General features: G+C 41.4%; 23 protein-coding genes and 3 tRNA genes. 15 read left to right on the forward strand and 11 right to left on the reverse strand.

Annotation, left to right across the window (positions count from 1 at the left end; translation table 11 throughout):
* Nucleotides 1-12: 12 nt before the first annotated feature.
* Together FD716_RS12445 and FD716_RS12450 are read left to right on the forward strand one after the other, a co-directional pair.
* Nucleotides 13-375 (forward strand): EamA family transporter, encoded by a 363-nt coding sequence (locus FD716_RS12445; RefSeq protein WP_139852634.1) that lies wholly within the window; start codon nt 13-15, stop codon nt 373-375.
* Nucleotides 372-773 carry a DMT family transporter gene (locus FD716_RS12450; RefSeq protein WP_139852635.1) on the forward strand — a complete coding sequence of 134 codons (402 nt, stop codon included), beginning with the start codon at nt 372-374 and terminating at the stop codon, nt 771-773. Before FD716_RS12445 ends, FD716_RS12450 begins: the two co-directional genes overlap by 4 nt.
* A gap of 63 nt (nt 774-836) precedes the next feature.
* Here FD716_RS12450 and glpD read toward each other — a convergent pair whose 3' ends face one another.
* Nucleotides 837-2,351 (reverse strand): glycerol-3-phosphate dehydrogenase, encoded by a 1,515-nt coding sequence (glpD, locus tag FD716_RS12455; protein ID WP_139852636.1) that lies wholly within the window; start codon nt 2,349-2,351, stop codon nt 837-839.
* Nucleotides 2,352-2,688: 337 nt separating this feature from the next.
* On the opposite strand from glpD, the gene FD716_RS12460 reads away from it, so the two are divergent.
* Entirely contained in the window at nt 2,689-3,117 is a 429-nt protein-coding gene (locus FD716_RS12460) for a hypothetical protein (protein WP_139852637.1), read from the forward strand.
* 69 nt (nt 3,118-3,186) lie between these two features.
* Here the strand turns inward: FD716_RS12460 and FD716_RS12465 are convergent, their stop codons facing one another.
* Complete coding sequence (locus FD716_RS12465) at nt 3,187-3,864, reverse strand: class I SAM-dependent methyltransferase (RefSeq protein ID WP_139852638.1); 678 nt, start codon at nt 3,862-3,864, stop codon at nt 3,187-3,189.
* Nucleotides 3,865-3,956: 92 nt separating this feature from the next.
* Nucleotides 3,957-4,805: a bifunctional methylenetetrahydrofolate dehydrogenase/methenyltetrahydrofolate cyclohydrolase FolD gene (gene folD, locus FD716_RS12470; protein WP_139852639.1), complete on the reverse strand. Its 849-nt coding sequence runs from the start codon at nt 4,803-4,805 to the stop codon at nt 3,957-3,959.
* Nucleotides 4,806-4,956: 151 nt separating this feature from the next.
* On the opposite strand from folD, the gene FD716_RS12475 reads away from it, so the two are divergent.
* Both FD716_RS12475 and FD716_RS12480 read left to right on the forward strand, forming a co-directional pair.
* A tRNA-Cys gene (locus FD716_RS12475) sits at nt 4,957-5,030 on the forward strand.
* A 13-nt stretch (nt 5,031-5,043) separates the two neighbouring features.
* Nucleotides 5,044-5,129 (forward strand) — tRNA-Leu (locus FD716_RS12480).
* A gap of 158 nt (nt 5,130-5,287) precedes the next feature.
* Here FD716_RS12480 and FD716_RS12485 read toward each other — a convergent pair.
* On the reverse strand, nt 5,288-7,054 hold the full coding sequence (locus tag FD716_RS12485; protein ID WP_139852640.1) for an alkaline phosphatase D family protein: 1,767 nt from the start codon (nt 7,052-7,054) through the stop codon (nt 5,288-5,290).
* 293 nt (nt 7,055-7,347) lie between these two features.
* On the opposite strand from FD716_RS12485, the gene FD716_RS12490 reads away from it, so the two are divergent.
* A tRNA-Leu gene (locus tag FD716_RS12490) sits at nt 7,348-7,433 on the forward strand.
* A 281-nt stretch (nt 7,434-7,714) separates the two neighbouring features.
* Here FD716_RS12490 and folP read toward each other — a convergent pair.
* From folP to rlmE, 3 genes are all read right to left on the reverse strand, one after another.
* Nucleotides 7,715-8,566, reverse strand: coding sequence for a dihydropteroate synthase (gene folP, locus FD716_RS12495; RefSeq protein WP_139852641.1), 852 nt, complete (start codon nt 8,564-8,566; stop codon nt 7,715-7,717).
* A gap of 162 nt (nt 8,567-8,728) precedes the next feature.
* Complete coding sequence (gene ftsH / locus FD716_RS12500) at nt 8,729-10,621, reverse strand: ATP-dependent zinc metalloprotease FtsH (RefSeq protein ID WP_139852642.1); 1,893 nt, start codon at nt 10,619-10,621, stop codon at nt 8,729-8,731.
* 136 nt (nt 10,622-10,757) lie between these two features.
* Complete coding sequence (gene rlmE / locus FD716_RS12505; protein ID WP_139852643.1) at nt 10,758-11,408, reverse strand: 23S rRNA (uridine(2552)-2'-O)-methyltransferase RlmE; 651 nt, start codon at nt 11,406-11,408, stop codon at nt 10,758-10,760.
* Nucleotides 11,409-11,602: 194 nt separating this feature from the next.
* Here rlmE and yhbY point away from each other — a divergent pair, with 194 nt between their 5' ends.
* Both yhbY and FD716_RS12515 read left to right on the forward strand, forming a co-directional pair.
* Nucleotides 11,603-11,926: a ribosome assembly RNA-binding protein YhbY gene (gene yhbY, locus FD716_RS12510; RefSeq protein WP_139852644.1), complete on the forward strand. Its 324-nt coding sequence runs from the start codon at nt 11,603-11,605 to the stop codon at nt 11,924-11,926.
* Between the two features lie 12 nt (nt 11,927-11,938).
* Nucleotides 11,939-12,478, forward strand: coding sequence for a DOMON-like domain-containing protein (locus FD716_RS12515; protein ID WP_139852645.1), 540 nt, complete (start codon nt 11,939-11,941; stop codon nt 12,476-12,478).
* Nucleotides 12,479-12,561: 83 nt separating this feature from the next.
* On the opposite strand, the gene FD716_RS12520 is transcribed toward FD716_RS12515, so the two are convergent.
* A complete protein-coding gene (locus FD716_RS12520; protein ID WP_139852646.1) occupies nt 12,562-13,011 on the reverse strand; it encodes a hypothetical protein in 450 nt (149 codons plus the stop codon).
* 319 nt (nt 13,012-13,330) lie between these two features.
* Between FD716_RS12520 and carA the strand changes: the two genes are divergently transcribed.
* From carA to FD716_RS12545, 5 genes are all read left to right on the forward strand, one after another.
* Nucleotides 13,331-14,470, forward strand: coding sequence for a glutamine-hydrolyzing carbamoyl-phosphate synthase small subunit (carA, locus tag FD716_RS12525; RefSeq protein WP_139852647.1), 1,140 nt, complete (start codon nt 13,331-13,333; stop codon nt 14,468-14,470).
* A 14-nt stretch (nt 14,471-14,484) separates the two neighbouring features.
* Entirely contained in the window at nt 14,485-17,718 is a 3,234-nt protein-coding gene (gene carB / locus FD716_RS12530; protein ID WP_139852648.1) for a carbamoyl-phosphate synthase large subunit, read from the forward strand.
* A gap of 90 nt (nt 17,719-17,808) precedes the next feature.
* On the forward strand, nt 17,809-18,285 hold the full coding sequence (gene greA, locus FD716_RS12535) for a transcription elongation factor GreA (RefSeq protein ID WP_139852649.1): 477 nt from the start codon (nt 17,809-17,811) through the stop codon (nt 18,283-18,285).
* Between the two features lie 66 nt (nt 18,286-18,351).
* The gene (locus tag FD716_RS12540; RefSeq protein WP_139852650.1) at nt 18,352-18,984 is read left to right on the forward strand and encodes a CatB-related O-acetyltransferase; all 633 of its coding nucleotides are present in this window, start codon (nt 18,352-18,354) and stop codon (nt 18,982-18,984) included.
* Nucleotides 18,985-19,452: 468 nt separating this feature from the next.
* On the forward strand, nt 19,453-19,896 hold the full coding sequence (locus tag FD716_RS12545) for a universal stress protein (protein WP_139852651.1): 444 nt from the start codon (nt 19,453-19,455) through the stop codon (nt 19,894-19,896).
* A gap of 85 nt (nt 19,897-19,981) precedes the next feature.
* Here FD716_RS12545 and FD716_RS12550 read toward each other — a convergent pair whose 3' ends face one another.
* The 3 genes from FD716_RS12550 to ypfJ form a co-directional block, all read right to left on the reverse strand.
* Nucleotides 19,982-20,314 (reverse strand): MGMT family protein, encoded by a 333-nt coding sequence (locus tag FD716_RS12550; RefSeq protein ID WP_139852652.1) that lies wholly within the window; start codon nt 20,312-20,314, stop codon nt 19,982-19,984.
* Between the two features lie 109 nt (nt 20,315-20,423).
* Nucleotides 20,424-21,923, reverse strand: a complete 1,500-nt coding sequence (locus FD716_RS12555) for a cation:proton antiporter (RefSeq protein WP_139852653.1) — start codon at nt 21,921-21,923, stop codon at nt 20,424-20,426.
* A gap of 157 nt (nt 21,924-22,080) precedes the next feature.
* Nucleotides 22,081-22,977 (reverse strand): KPN_02809 family neutral zinc metallopeptidase, encoded by an 897-nt coding sequence (gene ypfJ, locus FD716_RS12560; RefSeq protein ID WP_139852654.1) that lies wholly within the window; start codon nt 22,975-22,977, stop codon nt 22,081-22,083.
* 287 nt (nt 22,978-23,264) lie between these two features.
* Here ypfJ and trpS point away from each other — a divergent pair, with 287 nt between their 5' ends.
* Nucleotides 23,265-24,278, forward strand: coding sequence for a tryptophan--tRNA ligase (gene trpS, locus FD716_RS12565; RefSeq protein ID WP_139852655.1), 1,014 nt, complete (start codon nt 23,265-23,267; stop codon nt 24,276-24,278).
* A 633-nt stretch (nt 24,279-24,911) separates the two neighbouring features.
* Nucleotides 24,912-25,562, forward strand: a complete 651-nt coding sequence (locus tag FD716_RS12570) for a YqiJ family protein (protein WP_139853682.1) — start codon at nt 24,912-24,914, stop codon at nt 25,560-25,562.

Below are 25,562 nucleotides of genomic sequence, written 5' to 3' on the forward strand. Positions count from 1 at the left end.
CGAGGACACTTTATGAGTGCCATTGTTATCACGGTTTGGTTTTTTACGATCCTCATCGATACTGTTGGTCAATTGGCTTTTAAAGCAGCAGCTTTAGAGAATAAAACCCATGCAGGACTAACCTATTGGCGCAAACTGTTTGGTCGTCCTTGGCTTTGGGCTGGGATTATTTGCTATGTGTTTGAGTTTGTCATTTGGTTGGCATTTCTTTCACTGGTACCACTCTCCGATGGTGTCATGCTTGGCAGTATTAATATTGCCGTTATTCTCATTGCTGGACGTTTATTTTTTAAAGAAAAACTCACTCGAAATCGACTCTTAGGTGTGATTTTCATCTCCATTGGCGTCGCAATAGTCGGACTGGGTAATTCATGAGATATTTTTATATTGTTGGTTTTTTAATTCTCATGTCTTTTGACACCCTCACTCAAATTAGTTTTAAATTCGCATCTATACATGCAATGCCGATCACATTCGATGTGGCATGGCTTGCGCGGGTCTTTAGTCACCCTTGGATTTATGGGGCATTTATTGGCTATATTGGTGCTTTTTTCACCTGGATGACTTTGCTCAAGCATGCGCCAATTGGCCCAGCTTTTGCCGCCTCTCACCTTGAATTAATCACTGTCACGTTATTCTCTATCTGGTTGTTCAATGAACCCCTCACAATCGCCAAAGTTGTTGGTGCAGGATTTATCTTACTTGGGGTAATTTTATTAGCCAAAGAAGAAACCGAAGAAGATGTGCAAGTGGTTAAATCTCCGCACCCTTAAGTCAGCACTTCAACGTGATCCGCAAGGTCTCCCTAAAAACAATATTATGGAGACCTTGGGTCGTTATGCAGCGTCTTCACGCGCACGTAAGCGCTGCAATTTGACAAGATATTCATCTAAATTCGCTATTTCAGACTGACTAAACAGCAATCCAAGTTTACTGCGACGCCATAAAATATCATCACTACACATGCCCCATTCGACCTCTACAAGATAGTCAACTTCCTTCGCGTAGAGGCCATGCCCAAAATCATGACCTAAATCGTGTAAAGAGTTGGCTTGATTTAACATACGCCATACCCGTGTTCCATAAGCATTGGCCCACCGCTGTGCAAGCTGTAGAGGTACATCAGCAATTTGATGCTGAATCTCGAACACTAAATCCTCAAGATGATTTAAGTTTTCAGCTCCTGGCAAAACTTCAGTCGCAGTCCATGCACCTGTCATTTTAGGAAAGAATACTTGGAGTTGTTCTAATGCAGCTTCTGCCAACTTTCGATAGGTTGTAATCTTCCCGCCAAACACGGAAAGCAATGGCAATTGCTGTTCGGATGATAATGCCAAAATATAATCTCGGGTAATCGTAGATGGATTATCTGATGCATCATCGTATAAAGGCCGTACCCCTGAGTAACAAGAAATAATATCAGTGCGATTTAACTGCGTTTTAAAATGATCATTGGAAACTTTCAACAGATAATCAATTTCTTGATGACTAATCACAACATTTGCAGGATCGGCAGAATATTCACGATCTGTCGTGCCAATTAAACTGTATTGATCTAAATATGGAATCACAAATACAATTCGCTGATCTTCATTTTGCAAAATAAATGCACGATCATCCTGTTGAAGCCTAGGTACAATAATATGACTGCCTTGAATTAAACGCATCTTATAAGGAGATTGTAATTTTAGTTGCGTTTGAATAAATTGTGCGACCCATGCGCCTGCGGCATTGACCAATGCTTTTGCCTTGATCTGAAATATACCCTGCTGATTTTCAAGTTTAATCAACCAGTAGTCTGCTTCGCGCTGTGCGGCAATACAACGTGTCCGTGTCTGAATATCAGCTCCCTTTTCACGCGCTTGCATCGCATTCAACACCACCAAACGCGAATCATCAACCGTGCAGTCCGAATATTCAAAGCCTTGGGTAATTTCTGCCTTTAAAGGACTCTCCGCATTGGCCAAAGAGATGAACCGTGATTCAGCTAATTTTTTCCGCTTCCCCAAGTGATCATAAAAAAATAACCCTGTACGTATTAACCAAGCTGGGCGCAAATGTGGTCGATGCGGCAGAATAAACCGCATGGCTTTAATTAAATGTGGGGCCTTGTTTAATAATACTTCTCTTTCTGCTAAAGCTTCTCGCACCAAACGAAAAGCTTTATGTTCCAAATAGCGTAAACCACCGTGAATTAACTTACTGCTTGCAGATGAAGTATGGTTGGCAAGATCATCTTTTTCGCACAGATAAACTGACAAGCCCCGCCCTGCAGCATCAGCAGCAATTCCTGTTCCATTAATACCACCACCAATAATGACCATGTCATAAATTTTTATATTGTCTTGCATTACAGTTACCTCAATTGCAGGGCAAATTTATTATTAAATTGATTATAAGTTCATTCATATTAACCGACGATGACGAGATTTAATACACAACTGGTTTTCCAACTTCAATAAAGCAAAAATAGCCAGTATAAAAGGACGTATTGAATCTTATGTCGCTCAATCGGCTATAAGCAGATATGCTCAATAAAGAATTAAATGCTGGGATTATTTGCACTCACTCGAGGCCTGCGAATACCACAATCTGCATTTTCGCAGATTAAAATTCTATACAAAGCTGATCGTTTATTTTTTAATGCTATGGCATACTGCGTTCAAGCACTTTTAGGAACTCTTTGACATGAGAAATATTAAAATACTGGGTTTAAGTTGTATCGTTTTAGCTCTTGCTGGCTGCCAAACCACACCTAGACAATATAATGGAATTACAGGTTATCAAATAGAATCTCAAGATAATAATAGCGCGATCTTAGCCTATACACTTGCAGGCCGTGCTGATCGAGAGTTAGATAAAGAAAAGTTACAGCGTGCTTGCCAGAAAGTTCTCAATAACAACAAGACCTATCAACTTAAAGTCTTAAGTATTAATGAAATTGCCAATCCTGCCGCTATTCAAGCAGCACAGCCTGGCGTGCAACTGGGTAAATCACATACTTCTTTTAGCTTGTCTAATACGCCAGATCTTAACAATTCTGAAGGCTATGCAACTCGCCAAGCACTTGAAACCAAACCAAGTACGCTTCGTGTGGTTCGCTACTCTTGCTCTTAAGCCTTTAACCTTTACTACTGCTTATTAATACTGCATTTCTATAACGGTCACTTGTCAAACAAGTGGCCGTTATTTTGTTTTATAAAAGCTCACATTACGAAATTCTTTGGCCTCATCGAGGTCTGGCCAAGTGCTCGCACTACGCTCATCCATTTTAATATATTCAGGATGGCTAAAGTTTCTAACGCGACTGTCTGCGACCCAAACAGTGCTAGAAAACTTCAGAAACTCATCCAAGAAAAAACGATTGCACTGGTCATACAGCACATCTGCGGCAAGCAATACATCAACTTGCTCGGCTTGGTATAAATCATCAAGGTATTCAAGTTCAACGCCATTTAATAATGCATTTTCACGGCAGGCAGCCAAACTGATCGGGTCAATATCACAGCAAATCACACGACGCGCACCTGCCATTTTTGCAGCAATCGCAACGACCCCTGATCCTGCGCCAAAGTCTAAAACCACTTTATCTTTTACCTGTTGTGGCTCTGCCAATAACCACTGTGCCATGGCTAAGCCCGATGCCCAACAAAAAATCCAATATGGGGTATCTGCCCAAATGCGCCGAATTACCTCATCATCTAAACGATCAGTCGGAAATACCGGTGGAATTAACCACAGTGAGATTGGCGTATCGGGGAGTTGTTGCGCCATCAAGGTACAATTTGGAATGACCAGCTGCAATGCATCTAATAAATGTTGTGGTGCTTGCGCAGCATCAACAGAATCGTGGATTTCTTGCATATTCACGCCTTTAGCAATATTTATAAATCATAATAAAATGCCACACGAACAATCTGTCAGTGTGGCATCACAATTAGAAAATTAATAATGAATTAACCGATTGATTTTTCTGCAGCTTCAACAGATTGACGGATCAGCGTCGTAATGGTCATTGGACCAACACCACCAGGAACTGGGGTATAAGCAGAAGCAATATCTTCAATGCCTTCAAGTTGAATATCACCGACACCACCGCCATCACGTGGATGGAAGCCAGCATCAACCACAACTGCACCTTGTTTAATCCAATCTTTTTGAATTAATTCAGCTTTGCCTACAGCACCAACAATAATATCGGCTTGTTTCACCAACTCTGCGAGGTTCTGCGTGCGTGAATGACAAATCGTTACGGTGGCATTGGCTTGTAGCAACATCATTGCCATTGGTTTGCCCAAAATAGCCGAACGACCCACCACAACCGCATGTTTACCTGCGATTTCAATTTGGTTTTCTTGCAAAATGGTCATAATGCCTGCAGGCGTTGCAGAGCCATAAGCAGACTCCCCCATTGCCATACGACCAAAACCAAGACAGGTCACACCATCCACGTCTTTCTGTAAAGAAATCGCATCAAAACAAGCGCGCTCATCAATTTGAGCGGGTACTGGATGCTGCAACAAAATACCGTGCACATCTGGATTGGCATTGAGTTTTTCAATTTCAGCCAATAATTGCGCAGTGGTGGTTTCTGTAGGTAATTCAACTTTAATGGAATCCATGCCAACACGACGACATGCATTACCTTTCATGCGTACATATGTCGCAGAAGCACCATCATCACCGACTAAAATCGTCGCTAAAATTGGGGTACGTCCTGATTTTGCTTTTAACGCTTCTACGCGTACCAACAAATCTGCTTCAATTTTTTTTGCTAATGCTCGACCATCTAAAAGCAACGCCACGGCACATCTCCGAACTAGATATGAATAATTTTGCAAATAATACATGATAATTGGGCTCAAATTCTTTTGGGTGTTGCTTTTATGTCCATCTTCACTGAATTTTCTATTGTTTTTTTCTCAAAGGTTGCTAATATGTGCATCACCAAGAGATGGCGGGGTGGCAGAGTGGTCATGCAGCGGACTGCAACTCCGTGTACGCCGGTTCGATTCCGACCTCCGCCTCCAAATCTTGTGTAACGCCCGGGTGGTGAAATAGGTAGACACAGGGGATTTAAAATCCCCCGCCCACAAAGCGTGCCGGTTCGAGTCCGGCCCCGGGCACCATTTTTCACACAATGAAAGATGGTGTAAAAACTTCCAGCTTAGGCTGGTTTTTTTTCGCCTGTCACTTTGTGATCTATACCAATTAAAAAGTTAAAAAGCCAAGTCATTGACTTGGCTTCTCTAACACATATGACCCACCAATGTGCGGTACGACGCCCCTAAGCCTCACTCATCACATGATTCATTTTCTTTAAATCAGTATTTAGCGCCAACTCAAAACCGCGACTTTGATCAACCTGATATAATTTCGACTTAATCGTGTCAACAAACACCCATTCTGCTTTCAAATCTTTCGCATTAAAATTCACCAGCAAATAGCCACGCTGATTTAGGTTACAGTAATCCAGCTCATCAATTAATGTCATAAATGCCATCTCAATTTGCTGCAACTGCTCCACTGGAATTTTTAGATATTGTTCCATTCCTGGTGAAGAAACCGAACTACAAGCCAACTCAACCCCAATAAAATCATTTTGTAGGGTGTGTAATGTCGATGACCAAGCATTATGAGTATCTCCTGCTAGGACCACCGCTTTTTTATTCATGGCTTTTAAGCTTTGATAGATGATCTCACGCTCTGCAAAATAACCATCCCATGCATCCAAATTATACGGTGCAACCGTGTTAATCCGCGCAAGCTCTAATTGGGTCAAGCTTGGATCATTTCCCTTAAAGCGTAATTTCAATATCACCAACTCTTCGACCTGCTGATAAAGCTTGGCAATGCTCGCCTCATCTGCCTGACCATTCATAATTCCTCCCAAAGCTGTCAGCAACTCAGCAGGAATTAACATTTTACTCATCAACACTTGCTGCCCAAGCACCTGCCATGTCGCCTTAGATTGCGCCAGCTGTGCTTGTAACCACTCACGCTGCTCATACCCCATAATGGTACGCTTAGGATTGCTCAGGTCTGCTTGAAAGCGCGAAAGGTCCATACCTTGTGCAGTTAGGTAGTCGGCGTAGTCCAACTGCTGATCTCGCGCCAAAATACGCGTATCCAACATGGTGAGTTGTACCAAATTGCCAAACTCAAACTGTCGATAAATATTCAGATGATTATTTTCAGCAACGGGTCGAATTGGCATCCACTCAAAATATGCCTGTAATGCAGCCAACTTACGCTCAACAAATGAGCCCTCATCGGGCTGATGGTTCTCTGCACCGGCTTTCCATGTATCATTGGCCAACTCATGATCATCCCAAATCACGATAAACGGATGACGATGATGTGCTGCTTGTAAATCTTTATCCTTACGATACAAGGCATAGCGCTTACGGTAGTCATCGAGCTTAATAATTTCTTTATTGTTATCTTCTGGCAAACTCCGCCCTAATTCTTCTGCATCTTCAGTCGCATAACCATTTGCGCCATATTCATAAATATAATCACCAAGATGAATAACCACATCCACATCTTGTTTGGCCATCTCCCGATAGACATGAAAATATCCCGCAGGATAATTCGAACAAGAACACACCGCAAATTTTACCGACTGGGTACTTTCTGCCAACGTTTTGGTCTGCCCTACAGGTGAAATCACGCTACCATAACGAAAACGATAAAAATAACGTTGATCCGATTTTAATTTTTGAGCATCCACCTTAACAGTGAAGTCTTGCGCTTTTGACGTCTGTACTCGACCACTATTGATGATTTGAACAAATTTATCATCAGTGGCAATTTCCCAAACCAATTCAAGTCTTGCAGATGAATCTTGTGGTGTAAGGCGCGTCCATAGAATGACCCGATCCTTTAATGGATCACCACTGGCCACCCCATGTAAAAACTCAGCATTCACCAAAGGTGCAGCGGCTTCCTTGTCATCACTCCCACACGCAGTCAATGCAACAGGAACCGATAAAGCACCGAAGCTAGCGAGTGTTTTTTGTATAAGCTCACGACGGGATATTTTAAATGACATGTTATTTTCCAAAAATGTTATTTTTTTAATTTAACCAAAAAATATCTCAATTATATTAAAACGCTGGCGTCCTATACAGCGAAACATTTTAATCACCCCCTTTCAGCAATCAACAGCAACAGATGCAGCTCAATGCTCGCCAATAGCACCACTCACTGAACGCCTCAATAATTTGATTTTTTTCAATATTGCCAAAGCTTTGTACAATCAACCTGCTGAATTGATTGAAAAGGAAGCAAACTATTGCACGACATCTTGCCAAGACATGGCGGGTACATTATGATTGCGCACATGCCCGGGTGGTGAAATAGGTAGACACAGGGGATTTAAAATCCCCCGCCCACAAAGCGTGCCGGTTCGAGTCCGGCCCCGGGCACCATTTTCATGCAATGGAAATGGTGTCAAAAAAACCAGCGATTGCTGGTTTTTTTATGTCTATTGATTTGATCTCGAACCATAACGCATAACTTGCATTATAGAACTTAAGACTGACTGCTTAACTTCTGCGCCGTTTCAGCCAACTCAACAAATTCAGTACGTAGGCCCAATTTCTCGGTTTGCTTTGCAGCTTTTGCTAAAATAACGATATCCGATCAAGTTATTTGACCGCTATATTCATCTCCACGCAGTTGCTGACCATAAGCAGCCCACCTATCGCACTCAACTCGATTGTAGTGCCTGCCACATTTTTAAGGCATCTACTGTTTCTTTGACATCATGCGCACGAACAATGCATGCCCCCTGTTGCACACTGATCAGATGCGCAGCAACGGAGCCAATGACACGATCTTTCGCCTCTGTGCCACCAACGACAGCACCAATAAAACGTTTGCGTGACAATGCCGAGACGATGGGATATCCCATCACATTTAACTGATCAAACTCGTGCAGTAATTTTAGATTTTGTTCCGCATTTTTAGCAAAACCAAAGCCAGGATCAATCAAAATATGTTCAGGTTTAATGCCTGCGGCCAATGCGACATCGACACGCTGTTGTAGCTCAGTAATCACATCTTGGGTTACATCCAGATAATGATCCAAATCATTCATGGTGGTCGGCTCACCACGCATATGCATCACAATGACAGGAATATCCAAATCAACGGCTGTTTGTAATGCACCGTCACGTGTCAATGCACGAACATCATTCCAAATATGCGCCCCAGCGGCCACAGCTGCTCGAATAACTTCAGGTGCTGAGGTATCGATGGAAATGACCACATCATGCTGAGAAAGTGCCTGTACGACTGGAATCACACGATCGATCTCTTCCCCCACCGCGACAGCAGATGCACCAGGCCGCGTAGACTCACCACCAATATCGATAATGCTTGCCCCTGCAGCCATCATCTCTTTTGCATGCTGAACCGCCAACGCTACATGCTGGTATTTACCACCATCACTAAATGAATCTGGGGTAACATTTAAAATCCCCATCACATGTGGAATAGACAAGTCCAAATTCAAACGTCCACAACTTAGTTGTCGCTGCGGTAGAGGCATTAAGCGCATGCTTTTTTCCTTTCAAAAATTCAATATCAACAACATCAACATGATGCCCAAATATAAATGAGCTAAATACTCAAATATTCAAATACTCACAAGTTACTAAACCATAAAACCAAGCGCTAGCCATAAAAAAAGCCTCTTAACGAGGCTATCTTCTTCGATCTTTTAGCTTGCAGGAAGCGGCGGTGGCGTTGATGGGCCATCTACCGGTGGTAAGGTATCCACAACTGGATTGTCAGCTATATACACTTTCGGTGGCTGTGGTTCACGACCTTCGATAATGTCACGGATCTGATCACGATCTACAGTTTCCCATTCCAACAGTGCTTTCACCATCGCATGCGCCATATCTTTGTTATTTTCCAAGATATCCCATGCGACTTTATATTGCTCATCTAGAATGCGACGTACTTCCAAATCAACTTGTTGTTGCGTTGCTTCAGAAATCGTACGACTACCAATACTACCCAAGAAAGACTGCTGAGAATCCTCTTCGTAAACCATCACACCTAACTTATCTGACATACCATATTTGGTCACCATCGCACGTGCCATTTTCGTTGCACGCTCAAAGTCGTTTGATGCACCAGTAGACTGCTGATTTACAAATATTTCTTCAGCAATCCGACCACCAAAAAGAATCGATATTTCATTTAACATCTTGTCTTTATAGTGACTGGTTTGGTCATGTTCAGGCAGTTGCCATGTCACACCCAAAGCCCAACCACGCGGCATAATCGTAACCTTATGCACTGGGTCAGTGCCAGGAAGAATTTCAGCAACGATGGCATGGCCAGATTCATGATAAGCCGTCGCACGACGCTCTTCTTCACGAATGACCATCGATTTACGTTCAGGACCCATATAGATCTTGTCTTTAGCATCCTCAAAGTCATGCATGTCGACTGTATTTTTATTGCGACGTGCAGCAAATAAAGCCGCTTCGTTCACAAGATTGGCAAGCTGTGCACCAGAAAAACCCGGTGTACCACGTGCCAGCACTTTCAAATCAACACCAGTAACTGAAGGCAATTTTTTCAAATGTACTTTCAGAATCTGTTCACGTCCTTTGATGTCTGGCAGACCAACCATCACTTGGCGGTCAAAACGACCTGGACGCAATAATGCTTTATCGAGTACGTCAGCACGGTTGGTTGCAGCAATAACAATAATACCTTCATTGCCCTCAAAACCATCCATCTCAACCAACATCTGGTTCAGGGTTTGCTCACGTTCATCATGACCACCACCTGTACCCGAACCACGATGACGACCGACTGCATCAATTTCATCAATAAAGATAATACATGGTGCATGACGTTTTGCTTGTTCAAACATATCACGTACACGTGATGCGCCGACCCCCACAAACATTTCAACGAAATCAGAACCTGAGATACTAAAGAATGGAACTTTTGCTTCGCCAGCAATGGCCTTCGCAAGTAAAGTTTTACCTGTCCCCGGTGGACCCACCATCAATACACCCTTAGGAATCGTTGCACCTAAGCGTTTGAATTTTGCAGGGTCTTTTAAGAAATCAACAATTTCGACAACTTCTTGTTTCGCTTCATCACAACCCGCAACATCAGTAAACGTTACTTTGATTTGGTCTTCAGTCAGCATTTTCGCTTTTGACTTACCAAAACTCATTGGGCCGTTCTTGCCACCTGCACCGCCACCCATATTGCGCATAAAGAACATGAATAACAAAATAATTAAAAGTACAGGGAAGCTGGCGATAAGCAACTGCATCATCAAACCTTGACGCTGTGGCGCAGTGCCCTCAATAACGACATTATTCTTCGTTAGGCTAGGCATCAATTGAGTGTCTTCTATAGAAGGACGAACACTCTCAAACTGAGTACCATTGGTTTTTTCACCCGTGATTTGCAAACCGTCTATTGTCACTTGCTTTACTTGACCAGCATTCACCGCAGTGACGAATTCAGAATAATTCATCGCTGATGGCTTCTCGCTGCTATTGATGTTACTGAAAATTAGAATCAGTACACCCAGTATAATGAGCCACAACACGGCATTTTTGAAGAGATCGCTCAAAGCTTTATTCCCATATCAATCTAATTCTGATCATGCCTAACATGGATGACCTTTAACAAAAGTGAGTAAATCGTTTCGCAACAATTTCTAAAAAAGATACAAAATGCACAATTTTTAGATCCTTGGCAAGCAAAGTTTATCGCGATACCTTTTTACGGCCTTGTCCAATTAAAAAAACTTCCTTCGAACGCGCCCGAGATGCAGCGGGTTTGGCAGTCTTTAACACATCAAAACTGTCAACCACTTGTTTTCGAAATTCATCAAAACCAACACCTTGGAATACTTTTACCACAAGTTGCCCTTTTGTATCTAACACCTTGTTGGCAAAATCTAAAGCAAGTTCACATAAATAGATTTGGCGCGGCTGATCTACTGCCTTATTACCTGAAGTATTGGGGGCCATATCTGAAATTACAACGTCTACCTTGCGTCCATTTAAAAGATTTAACAATTTATCGAAAAACTCTTGCTCACGAAAGTCACCTTGCAGGAATGTAACATCTGGTAAAGCATCCATTTCTAAAATATCAGAAGCGATCACTAAACCTTTATCACCCACCAACTTTCCAGCGATTTGTGACCAACTGCCTGGCGCAGCACCTAAATCAACAACCGTCATACCAGGTTTGATGAGTTTATATTTTTCCTGCATTTCCAGTAGTTTATATGCTGCACGAGCACGATAGCCTTCTTTTTGTGCTTTTTTCACAAATGGATCATCGAGATGTTCTCTCATCCATTCGCGACTACTTTTGGATAACTTTTGGTTGGTAATGCGTGTTGCCATAACTCTCTATATATACAAAATCATCTAATTTTTTATTGTACGTGAAAATAGTGGCTATTGCAGTATACATCTGTATCTAAATTCTCAAAATTTTAACAACACTAATGCTATAAACTGAATTTTTTCTGTATTTATGCAGCGTTTAAATACCTCATTTGTTATACTAAGCCGTTTTCAGTCTTAGGTTATATGTAATGGCGGCTTTATCTATCCAAGAGCGTAAACGTTTACGTCAAATTGGGCACGCACTCAACCCTGTTGTGATGATTGGTGGACAAGGCTTGACTGAATCAGTCATCGAAGAGACGCACCGCGCACTAAACGATCATGAACTCATCAAAATCAAAATTGCAGGCGAAGATCGCGAAGCACGTAGTGCAGCGATCACCGCAGTGATTGAAGCGACTGAGGCTCAATTGGTACAAAGTATTGGTAAAGTTGCATTGCTTTATAAAAAAGCAAAACAACAAAATCCTAAACTTTCTAATCTTGTTCGTCACGCGCACCTATCTAACTGAGCTGTCTGATTTATGGCAAGTTACGAACTCGCTGCCTTTGATCGCCACTTTCACGCCATTTCTGTGGTTGCGGCAATCGAACAGCAAAGTCCAAATATTTTAAATGTTGGTTTTTGGTTAAATGATCCAGAGCAATCGATCATTTGGCCACAAATCGTCAGCGCACATCCACGTGAAGATTTTTTGTGGGAAAAATCCTGCTTCGAAATTTTCCTTGGTGTTAAAAATCAAGATTATTATCGCGAGATTAATCTTTCACCCTCTCAAGCATGGCAGGCTTATCAATTTGATGAGTACCGCTACCCTGAGCAAATCCCTCCCCTCCCAAGTCATGATATTGATTTAGTTCAACTCAAAAAGACACACTTCGGTTTAAGCGCAAGCGTAGATCTGACGATGTTTATGAGCGAACATCAACTGCGGTGGACGGACTTATTTGTTGGATTGACTGCTGTAATTCAAACAAATAAACAGACGCATTATTTTGCGATGCAACACAGTGGTGCTCTTCCAGATTTCCACAACAAACATGATTGGCTACAATCTTTCTAAAACAACATTCTTGTTTGACCAGATAACGCAACAAAAAAAGTGAGACTTGTCTCACTTTTTTTTAAATCGATCTTGTGCCAACCTTACTGTTTTACTTTACTCCATATCTCAAAAGTATGGGCTTTAGAGCGTTTAAAGCTCTCCGAAATTTGTGCTTTATGCTTAGTTGAAATCACAGTGACATCGGTCTTCACACCACTGCCCAATTTGGTTAAATCTTCAATCAGTGAGCTTACTTCAGCCTTAACAGTTGCACCAAGTGCTTTAAAGTCTTGTTGTGACGATGAAATTTGAACTTTGAGTGTTTCGAGTCGACTGACAAGCTCTTGCTTAAACTGGGTGAGTTGCTCCTGTAAATTTCGTGTATTCAAGCTGACCTCTTCAGCCGTCACAGTCGTCTCTTCAACTTTCAATGTTCCCGTTTCAACGACTTGAGCCGTCGGACTTTCCGTATGCTCAAGCTTTTCAGTGCTAACCACTGCACTGACCTTGGGTGTTTTTTTAACTTCAGTTGTTTTTTGTTGTGTCGTCATGGCCTTATCCTATCGTTATCGCATGAAGGTTTAGCCTAGCTGATTTAAGTGCTTTTTGTAGTGGTTTTGTCGGACAAAACGACCTACTTACATTTTACAAACACACCGATTAAAACGGGCTTAAGTCTAAACAGCTGCTATTTATCTGACTTAATTCCTAAAACTAAATAGACTTTCAATATGATGGTGCGTATAATGCAGTGTTAAGTTCAAGCGAGCAGACATAAGGAGGGTTGGTTTAATTTGTAACCTTCCTTTTTTTTCGTCTTCTCGCTTTTTTACAGCCTCATTTTGTGGTTTTTAGTTCAGGAGCTTTGGTTTGAGCACCCCCGCGATTTTAGCCCTCGCAGATGGAACTATCTTTAAAGGTACTTCTATTGGCGCACAGGGTAGTACGACTGGTGAAGTCGTTTTTAATACAGCCATGACTGGCTACCAAGAAATTTTGACTGATCCAAGTTATGCACAACAACTTGTCACTTTAACTTACCCCCATATTGGTAATACGGGTTGTAATGAAGAAGATGTTGAATCAGGTCGTATTCATAAAGTCTGGGCAAACGGCTTAATCATCCGCGACCTTCCTTTATTACACAGCAACTTCCGATCAACCCAATCATTGGCCGAATATTTAGTTCAGCACAATGTGGTCGCAATTGCCGATATTGATACGCGTAAACTCACACGTATTTTACGTGCCAAAGGTGCGCAAAATGCCTGTATTCTTGCCGGTGACAATATTACCGAACAAGACGCTTTAGAAAAAGCACGTGCTTTTGGTGGTCTAAATGGTTTAGATCTTGCCAAAGAATGTTGCGATCCGACAGGCTTTGAATGGTCTGAAGGCTCTTGGACTTTGGGGCAAGGTTTTAGCCAACCAGAAACCAAATTCCACGTCGTTGCATACGATTATGGTGTCAAAACCAACATCCTACGTATGCTTGCAGATCGCGGTTGCAAACTCACCGTCGTTCCTGCAGAAACCCCAGCGGCAAAAGTATTAGAACTAAATCCAGATGGTGTATTTTTATCAAATGGCCCTGGTGATCCAGCAGCCTGTGATTACGCCATTGAAGCCGTAAAAACGATCATTGATACGACCAATCTACCTGTATTTGGGATTTGCTTGGGACATCAAATATTAGCTTTGGCTTCAGGTGCTAAAACCATCAAAATGAATCATGGTCACCACGGTGCAAACCATCCTGTACAGAATATCGAAACAGGGATCGTAATGATTACTTCGCAAAACCATGGTTTTGCTGTAGATGCAGAAAACTTACCTGCAAACTTAAAAGTAACGCATAAATCGCTTTTCGATGGCACCTTACAAGGTATTCATCGTACAGACAAACCTGCGTTCAGCTTCCAAGGTCACCCTGAAGCAAGTCCTGGTCCACATGACTGTGCCCCATTGTTCGATCATTTCATCGAACTTATCGAAGCAGCTAAGAAGTAATTAAGGAAGCGATCATGGCTAAACGTACAGACATAAAAAGCATCTTAATTATTGGTGCGGGACCAATTGTGATTGGTCAAGCATGTGAGTTTGACTATTCAGGTGCGCAAGCGTGTAAAGCACTGCGTGAAGAAGGTTATCGCGTTATTTTGGTGAACTCTAATCCAGCCACCATCATGACTGACCCGACCATGGCAGATGCCACCTATATCGAACCGATTACTTGGCAAACTGTTGCACAAATCATTGAAAAAGAACGTCCAGATGCATTGCTCCCAACCATGGGTGGTCAAACCGCACTGAACTGCGCACTTGCACTTGATGAACAAGGTATTCTAGAAAAATACAATGTCGAATTAATTGGTGCGTCTAAAGATGCCATCGAAATGGCTGAAGACCGCAAATTATTTGACGATGCAATGCGTCGTATCGGCCTAGAATGCCCACGTGCTGCTGTTGCAAGCAACATGGAAGAAGCATTTGAGATCCAAGCGAAACTTGGCTTCCCATCTATTATTCGTCCATCATTCACAATGGGTGGTTCAGGTGGTGGTATCGCTTACAACCGCGATGAGTTCATCGAAATTTGTGAACGCGGTTTTGATTTATCTCCAACGCACCAACTGCTTATTGATGAATCATTAATTGGTTGGAAAGAATATGAGATGGAAGTTGTTCGTGACAAAAACGACAACTGTATCATTGTCTGTACCATTGAAAACTTTGACCCAATGGGCGTGCACACCGGTGACTCGATTACAGTTGCTCCTGCACAAACCCTAACCGACAAAGAATTCCAACTGTTACGTAATGCCTCTTTAGCAGTGCTTCGTGAAATTGGTGTAGAAACAGGCGGCTCAAACGTACAATTTGGTATTTGTCCAAACACTGGCCGTATGGTCGTGATTGAGATGAACCCACGTGTATCGCGTTCATCTGCACTTGCATCTAAAGCGACAGGTTTCCCTATCGCAAAAGTTGCTGCAAAACTTGCAGTGGGTTATACCCTTGATGAATTGAAAAATGATATTACTGGCGGTGTAACCCCAGCATCATTTGAACCATCTATTGACTATGTCGTTACCAAAATTCCTCGCTTTAACTTCGAGAAATTCCCACAAGCTGAAGCAATCTTAACCACACAGATGAAATCTGTAGGTGAAGTGATGGCAATTGGCCGTAACTTCCAAGAATCGGTTCAAAAAGCATTACGTGGTCTTGAAGTTGGTGTTTCTGGCTTTGATGAACAAATTGAAGTTGGTAGCAAAGGCGCGAAAGATAAAATCCTTCAAGAATTGAAAGTACCAGGCCCAGAACGTATCTGGTATGTTGCCGATGCATTCCGTCATGGTTTCACTTTAGATGAAGTCTTTGCTGCAACCAACATTGACCGTTGGTTCCTGATTCAAATTGAAGACATCATCAAAACTGAAGATCAAATCAAGAACTTAGGCTTTGGCGATTTAAATGCGGACAATATCCGTTCATTTAAACGTAAAGGCTTGTCTGATTTACGCATCGCTGATTTGATGGGTATTTCACAGAAACAATTCCGTAAGCATCGTTGGAGCTTAGGCGTTTATCCAGTTTATAAACGTGTAGACACTTGTGCTGCTGAGTTTGAATCTGATACTGCGTATATGTATTCGACTTACGATGAAGAATGTGAAGCGAATCCATCAAGCAAAGACAAAATCATGGTGATCGGTGGTGGTCCTAACCGTATCGGTCAAGGCATTGAATTTGATTATTGCTGTGTACATGCTGCTTTGGCAATGCGTGAAGATGGTTATGAAACCATTATGGTCAACTGTAACCCTGAAACAGTTTCAACAGACTATGACACTTCAGATCGCTTGTATTTCGAACCGATCACGCTTGAAGATGTACTTGAAATTGTACGTATCGAAAAACCGAAAGGCATCATCGTACAGTACGGTGGTCAAACCCCATTAAAATTGGCACGTGCTTTAGAAGAAGCCGGTGCACCAATTATCGGGACATCGCCTGACGCCATTGACCGCGCTGAAGACCGCGAACGTTTCCAACAAATGATTCAACGTTTACAACTTCGTCAACCGAACAACAGCATTGTAAAATCTGCTGAAGAAGGTATGGCAGAAGCTTCAAAAGTTGGTTATCCATTGGTTGTACGCCCATCTTATGTATTGGGTGGCCGTGCGATGGAAATCGTGTATAACGATGAAGAGCTTAAACGCTATTTACGTGATGCAGTACAAGCTTCAAATGAAGCACCTGTCCTACTCGACCGCTTCTTAGATGACGCGATCGAAGTTGACGTTGACTGTGTTTCTGATGGTAAAGATGTTGTGATTGGTGGCATCATGCAGCATATTGAACAAGCTGGTATTCACTCAGGTGACTCAGCATGTTCAATTCCGCCTTACTCGCTTTCGAATGAAATCCAAGACGAAATGCGTCGTCAAACTGTCGCAATGGCCAAAGAACTTGGCGTGATTGGCTTGATGAACGTACAGTTTGCAGTCAAAGGTGAAGACGTCTATATTCTAGAAGTTAACCCTCGCGCTTCTCGTACCGTACCTTTCGTTTCGAAATGTATCGGCGAGTCATTAGCAAAAGTTGCTGCACGTTGTATGGCTGGTCAATCACTTGAATCTCAAGGATTTACCAAAGAAATTATTCCTACACATTTCTCTGTGAAAGAAGCCGTCTTCCCATTCAATAAATTCCCAGGCGTTGATCCTGTGCTTGGGCCTGAAATGAAGTCGACTGGCGAAGTCATGGGTGTGGGTAAAACCTTTGGCGAAGCATTCTACAAAGCGGTGCTTGGTTCAAACGATCGTTTGCCTGGTATTCCTACTGAAGGTGAAATCAAACATGCTTTCATTTCAGTACGTGATTCAGACAAACAACGTGCTGTAGGCATCGCCAAACAACTGATTGAACTTGGCTTTAAAGTCATTGCCACTGGTGGTACTTACGACGTCCTTAAAGATGCGGGTATTGACTGTGAACGTGTAAATAAAGTTACTGAAGGTCGTCCTAATATCGTTGACCGCTTGAAAAATGGCGAGATTCACTTCATTATCAATACGACCGAAGGTAAGCAAGCTCAGCAGGATTCATTCTCAATCCGTCGTTCAGCACTCCAAGCGAAAGTGTATTACACCACCACGCTCAACGGTGCTGATGCTGTTTGTCAAGCATTAAAAATTCAGTTACCTATGGATGTTTATCGTTTGCAAGATTTAAAAACAGTAGATTAATTCGTTACCGATCAATCCCGCCACTTGATCGGTGGCGGGATTTTTTCATTTTTATAAACCTATATTTTCAATATAATGTGAGGGACAACAATGCAACGTTATCCTATGACGCCACAAGGCAAACTCGCCTTAGAGCAAGAATTACAACAACTTAAATCTGTTGTTCGTCCACGTATTATTCAGGCGATTGCCGAAGCACGTGAACACGGGGATTTAAAAGAAAATGCGGAATATCATGCTGCACGTGAACAGCAAGGTTTCTGCGAAGGTCGAATTCAAGACATCGAAGGTAAGCTAGGTGCTGCTCAAGTGATTGACATTAATGATCTTGAGAAAAATGGCCGTGTGGTTTTTGGGGTTACCGTAACCATTGAAAACTTAGATACTGAAGAACAGAAAACCTATAAAATTGTAGGCGATGACGAAGCAGACTTTAAAATTAATAAAATCTCAGTCAACTCTCCAATTGCACGTGGTTTACTTGGTCGTAATGAAGGAGATGAAGCGAAAATCACCACTCCTCAAGGCCAAGTCGAATACGAAATTGTAAAAATAGAATATATCTAATATGCTAAGGGCTGATTGATCAGCCCTTTTTATTGCCCCACTTCTTTGTATAGCGCCTCCCACTCTATGAATGATTCCATCCAATCTCCGGTAAAGCACTGGTGTGAATTTGAGTTTATTTCGAAAACCGTAAAAAACCCCAATATTCATATCCGTGGTAACTATAGCTATTACAGCGCGTATTGGGATCAAGGCTTTGAACGTTGTGTAGTTCGTTATTTACATGAAAAACCTTCAACGCCTGACAAACCGATTGATCAATTACACATCGGCAATTTTGTTTGTTTCGGTGCTGAATGCGTGATTATGATGGGGGGAAATCAACTGCATCGTCCAGACTGGCTCTCGACCTTTCCTTTTGATACACGTAGTTTTGTGCCAGCAGGTGATACGATCATTGCAGATGGTTGTTGGATTGGCAGCCGTGCCATGGTTATGCAAGGTGTGAAACTTGGCGAAGGCTGTGTGATTGCAACAGGCAGTGTGGTGACTAAAGATGTACCAGCGTATGCGATTGTTGGCGGTACGCCGGCACAATTGATTAAATATCGCTTCCCTATTGAGCAAATTGAAAAACTACTCGCGCTGAAGCTATACGATCTCAATGAAAAGCAAATCTTAGCGATGCGTGAAGTCCTGCAAAGTGATGATATTGATGCTTTGCTTGAGTATGTACAGCTTCAATCTAACAATCTATAGAACCAAGAATAGCGCTGATCTTCGGTAGAATTCCGCCAAGAATAAGCATTTGTCCTGTAACAAGCAACTTGTCGCTGCGCACAAAAACTGCCCCATCCTGCTTAATCAATCTTGATTGCAAGTAATCGATTCACTTGTCTATTTTTCCAAGTCAAACACCCCACAATCAGGGCAAATTAAATAATACTTATGTGGTATTTGGATATTGTTTTCATGTTATGGTTAGACAATATGGGGAAAGTACAGCTATATCTTGAGCTCGTGAATGTACAAAGTAAATAAAAAAACTTGTTTTATAAGAAATGTGCAGATCCGGTTTGAGGAAACTCTCTAGACTTTATCCATATGAATTTACTAGGTTTTATAAATAGTTTAAACAGGCTATGATCAAGCGTAGGGCTTTAGTTATATCGCTCACTTGCACATCCAGCTTCGTTTGATTAGTCATTACAATAAGGAGAATTTCTCATGGCTTACCAGCATATTCTTGTTCCAGTTGATGGTTCAGATACCTCTTTAGCCGTCATTCAACAGGCTGTAGAACTTGTAAAAATTTTTAATGCCAAAATCACTTTGGTTCAGGTGATGACACTTGACCCTTATATCGCTGCTGATTATGTTACTTATGGGCATAATAACGAACTGATTCAACGTGCTCGTAGTTTTATTCAAGAAAATATTGATAAAGCCAAAGAAAAATTTCAAGCAGAGGGCGTTGAACCAGAAACCCGTTTACTTGAAGGTGAAAGCATTCCTTTAACGATTGCGAAAGCAGTAAAAGAGCTCAATGTGGACTTGGTTGTAATGAGTTCACATGGTCGCAGTGGGATTAAAAAATTGATTCTTGGTAGTGTTGCACAAAGCCTGCTCAGTGAGCTTGAAGTTCCTGTACTGGTTGTAAAAGCGAAATAAATTCCATCATCCCCAACACTGCCGCGGCCGTGATGGGGATATTCTGCTTATCTCGATTCAAAACATCAGTGCCTTAAAATAAAAACTACGCCAACCAAGCATAAATTTTCATATTGACTTTACCATTTAAAACCACAACCCCTTCTTGCATCAGCTTAATCTGTTGGATATTTTCGCCCTGCTCAGTTTCTTTGCTGAGGCTAATTTTGCCCTGTGCATTAATCACGCGGTGCCATGGTACTTCAGTCTGTTCATCCAATTGGGAAAGTAGTCGCCCTACTAAACGTGCATGTCTAGGCAAACCTGCCATTTTGGCCACCTGCCCATAACTGGCGACTTTACCCAAAGGAATCGCCATTACTACCGCAATAATCATCTGTCCGAGCACTTGTCGGTCTGATTCATTCTCTACTGACATGCTGCACCTGATCTTGCTTCTCTTTAAATGATGGTCAAGTATTGTTGTCTACCAACATAACTGCTCATTAAAACCCCCAGCTAAACGCTAAACATTTGATCGAATCAGTTTAGAAATTATCTGGGTTTTCCAAATGCTTCACTTCATGTGCTTTATCTGGACGATGTACTGTGGCAATTCCATCTGCTGTTTTCTGATCGACAATTAATTCTGGTTTATAAATGGTAATGGTTTCATTACCATTTGCATCTTCACCCACGATATATTGATAACCCTTGCGATTCATTTTATGGCATAGCCGTTGATACCATCCCTTAAAGCCACGTTTTTCTTCATTCGGATTATAATAAAAAGCATTCATAACCGCAGGTAAACCCAAGCCACATACGACACCTGAAAGTAATACGCTGATAAAGGTATAACCAATCAGGATACTGCTATATTTACGCAACTCTGGGATATTGGCGACTGCCAAAATTAAAGCCAACGAAATACCACCGCGTACCCCACCCCAAGATAAAATAACTAAACTGCCGTTATAGCTCTTTTTACGAAACCACGGAAAAAAAGCAAAAGAAAGGAAATTGGCTGCAAAACGAGATAAATGCAGTGCAAAGAAAGCGAATATACCGCCAAGAATAAGGCTACTGCTGAGGTCTAAAATAAAGATTTCCAAGCCAATTAAGGTAAACAGAAAAGAGTTAATAATCCCCTCAACGGTATGCCAGAAATGATTTATCTCTCGAATCTCTCGTTCAGCAAGAATCTCTTTCCACTTATTCCCGACAATCAAACCACCAATCACACAAGCAATTGGTGCCGAAGCATGTGCAAACAATGCCACCAAATAAGAACCACATGCTAATAACGCGGTGGTTAATATTAAGGATTCCATCTCATGTTTACCACGTAATAGGCGTAATATCCCCAGACCAAAGGCCCAGCCAATCATCACAGCCACAACGATTTCATATAAAAATGTCTGTAAGGTCGCAACTAAACTAAAATGCTCACCCTCTAAAACATTGAGTAGTGTCATAAATACTGCAATACACATGGCATCATTAAATAAGGATTCACCCTCTAATTTAACAATCAAGTGATGTGGCGCACGTACCGAACTCAATACTCCTTTCACCCCAATCGGATCAGTCGCACCCAGTGCGGACCCCAAAAGTAAGAGCACTAAAATTGGTACAGGATTACCAATTAAATATTGGAATCCAAAAATCAACCCAGCAAAAAACATAGCACAGAGTAATAAGGCGATCGTGGCCAATATTCCAATTGGCTTCCAATAAACTCTTAAATCGGAAACCCTAAACTTCAATGCCGATGAGGTTAAAATAAAACAGATCACCCCATTCACCAAGAAGTCATAAAAATCAATTTTACGAACCGCTTCTTCAATATTATGAATATTGATGCTAATAAACTCATTGCCGTTGAGTAAGCTTGCCCCCCATTGCAATATAAAGACCAAAATCGCAGAAACAATGGGAACACCAATCGCTTGAGGAAAACCCAAGATGCGTTTATTAAAAATGGTGGTGGCAATGGATAATGAAAAAACGACGGTGAATACCTGAAGAAGGAAATAATTACCCATGTGAATCCTAATACGACTTTTTGCTAAAAATAAAACGGCAATTAAATTTCTAAAGACTGTATTAGAAGCATGCCACTGAAATCGAACTTATTTTACAAAAAAAAAGAGGAATTTCTGTAAAACTTATCGTTTTTACACAAAAAACCAAATAGTGAATTTAAATTGCGCTGCTAAATGTATCGCAACGCGTAATTTCTCCAGTGTCTAAGCCCGTTTTGAACCACTGCATCCGCTGTGCACTTTTACCATGAGTAAAACTATCTGGCACCACCTGACCGGTCGCACGTTTCTGTAAATAATCATCCCCAATTTTCTCAGCCGCATCCATAGCCACCTCAATATCGCCCTGCTGTAAGAACTGGGTTCGATTCTGATTATGATGCGCCCAGACTCCTGCAAAGCAATCCGCTTGCAACTCTAAACGCACTGACAGTTGGTTACTTTGTACTTGATTGGCTTTGCTACGTGCTTTTTGAACCTGAGATGAGATCCCCATTATATTTTGCACATGATGTCCGACTTCATGTGCAAGCACATAGGCTTGAGCAAAATCACCAGCTTGATTACTGTTGATCCGCTCGGAAGGCTGCCGATCCGCAGCAATGCCCAGTTGTTGATGCATTTCTCTAAAGAACTGAGTATCGATATAAATTTTTTGATCTGCTGGGCAATAAAATGGCCCGACTGCCGAGACTGCCGCACCACATGCAGAATCGACTCGACCATTAAACATCACCAACTTAGGTTGACGATATTGCTCACCATTGGTTTTGAAAATTGTGCTCCAGATATCTTCGGTGTCTGCCAATATTGTCGCCACAAAAGCAGCATCCTGTTGCTGTTCTGCTGTGGGCTGCTGTAATTCTGTAGCAGTGTTGGATTGGGCTTGCTGCGTGATTTGTTGTGTGGCTTGATACGCCTGCTGCGGGTCAACATCAAAGAATTTCCATGCAATAAAGGCCACAACCAGCCCAAGAATACTAATTCCTCCGACCTTTCCGCCACCACGACGATCTTCGACATTTTCACTTTCACGACGACCTTTCCAACGCATTGGCCTCTCCTCTTATGCTTATTTACTTGTGCTTATGTTATTTTACGTGGATGCAAAATTTTGATTAATAATGCAAAATCAATGGTACTACAACTATATTCATCGACACAGCATAAATTTCTTGTCACACAGCGCACAGCATGCGAGCAGTATTATTGGCTTATTTTTTTCAATTGCATGGCATGTATAGCAACTTTCTCACTGACATAAAAAAAAATAATACCGTACAATATGTCCAGTTATCAAAACAGTGTCGTCAAACGACCTCGTAAATATTGGAAAAACGAATGAGTAATCAAGATTCACGCCCGATCATTTTGACAGGTGACCGCCCAACTGGTCAGCTACATCTCGGACATTTTGTCGGTTCATTGCGCTCACGTGTTGGCTTACAAGATTCACATCATCAACACCTTTTATTGGCTGATGCGCAAGCATTCACTGATAATGCGGATAATTTTGAAAAAGTTCGTCGCAACATTATTGAAGTCGCTACGGATTATTTGGCTGTTGGAATTGATCCAACCAAAACCACAATCTGCGTTCAATCTAGCTTACCGGCATTAAATGAATTGACGATGTTGTATTTGAACTTTGTGAGCGTGGCACGACTAGAACGTAACCCAACCATTAAAGCTGAAATTCAACTCCGTGGTTTTGAGCGCGATATTCCTGCTGGCTTCCTATGCTACCCAATTGCTCAAGCCGCAGATATTACAGCGTTTAAAGCGACAGTTGTGCCTGTCGGTGAAGATCAGATTCCGATGATTGAACAAACCAATGAAATGGTTCGCCGTATCAATCGTCAAATTGGCCATGATCTCATTCCTGAATGCAAAGCCTTGCTTTCAAACATGAGTCGCCTACCTGGTTTTGATGGTAAAGCGAAAATGTCAAAATCACTTGGTAACACCATTGTGTTAGATGCAACGGATAAAGACATCAAAAAAGCAGTGAATGCCATGTATACCGATCCGAATCATTTAAGAGTCGAAGATCCTGGTCAAGTTGAAGGCAATATTGTATTTACCTACTTAGATGCATTTGATCCAAATAAAGATGAAGTTGCTGAGTTAAAAGAACATTATCGCCGTGGTGGACTTGGTGATGGTACGGTTAAAAAACGTCTTGAAACAGTCCTCAAAGAACTGATCGAGCCGATTCGTGAACGCCGTATCGAACTCGCGAAAGATCCAGACTACATCATGGATATTTTGCGTACAGGTACAGAGAAATGCCGTGATATTACACAGCAAACACTCGATGAAGTAAAAACTGGATTAGGTGTTTTCCACTTCTAAGTTACACAGATTTTACTAAATGAATTAAAAAAGACCTTAATATTTAAGGTCTTTTTTATATTTAATCAAATAACATGTTTATTTAAACGACATAGATTAACGTGAATTAACACTTGATTACGTGAATACCAATGAATAAAAGAACACAATTGCTATTATCTAAGAATTGTTGTTGATTCCCCCGAATCAAATAACAACCACCTTAACCGAAACTGTGAAAGCAGGTTCGTTGTTCTACGCAATGATCACCCCAATCATTGCGTATTTTTTTGCCTAAAATTCGGACAACAACCTTTTATATCGAAATCTAGGCTCTATTACAAGTAATTGTTTTTCCATTTAAATCATAAAGCATTTCTTAAACAACAGTACTCAGCAGGCAATACAAACAAAGACCAATTTCTGATTATGATGGTCCTACTATTCTCCTTCGATATCGCATAAAATACAGTCAACTTAACCAATTGATTTTTAACATCTAAATATTTAAAAATTTGCATAAAAAAGGTACAATCATTAAACTTTATGCGATAATTTCTTGTTGAACTCACCTCTATTTAAATTAATCTCGTATTTATTATTTTTAACTAATTATTATTTTTTAATCGATAACCATTTGGTCGAGTACTTATGATGTTGTGGGAATTATTTCTTGAACCATCCAACCTTATTTTTAGTATCAGCCTAAGCTTAATGCTTTTATTCGGATTGATCGAATGCTTACTGCTCTTGATCGGTTCAAGTTCACAAGGCTTGATGGAGCAATTTGTTCCAGATCAACTACATGAAATACAAGGAGTTGAAGCAGACCTAGAAGGGAGTAATTTATTTTTGACCTTTCTAGATTGGCTTTATTTGGGTCGCATTCCAATGTTGGTTTGGCTGGTGATATTTTTAACAGTTTATTCACTCACTGGTTTTATCACGCAAATTATTTTTTTCAATTTTACTCAATTTTATTTGCCATTGTGGTTAATCGCGCCTGCTTGTTTGATTGCATGCATGCCTCTGGTACGTCTCTCCGCAGCAATTATTTCTCGGATTTTACCTAAAGATGAAACTACTGCGATTTATAGTGAAGCGCTAATTGGCCGTACAGCCTTGATTATATTGGGTGAAGCCAAACAGGACTACCCAGCACAAGCCAAAGTAAAAGATCAATTTGGCCAAATCCACTATATTTTAGTTGAACCCGAAATTGATACAACTTTCTCACTGGGACAAGAAGTGATTTTGACCCAACAAACCAAAAATGGTTTTAAAGCCATTACACATTCTATTTAA

Origin of the sequence: Acinetobacter pullicarnis, assembly GCF_006352475.1 — a bacterium.
Lineage (GTDB): Bacteria > Pseudomonadota > Gammaproteobacteria > Pseudomonadales > Moraxellaceae > Acinetobacter > Acinetobacter pullicarnis.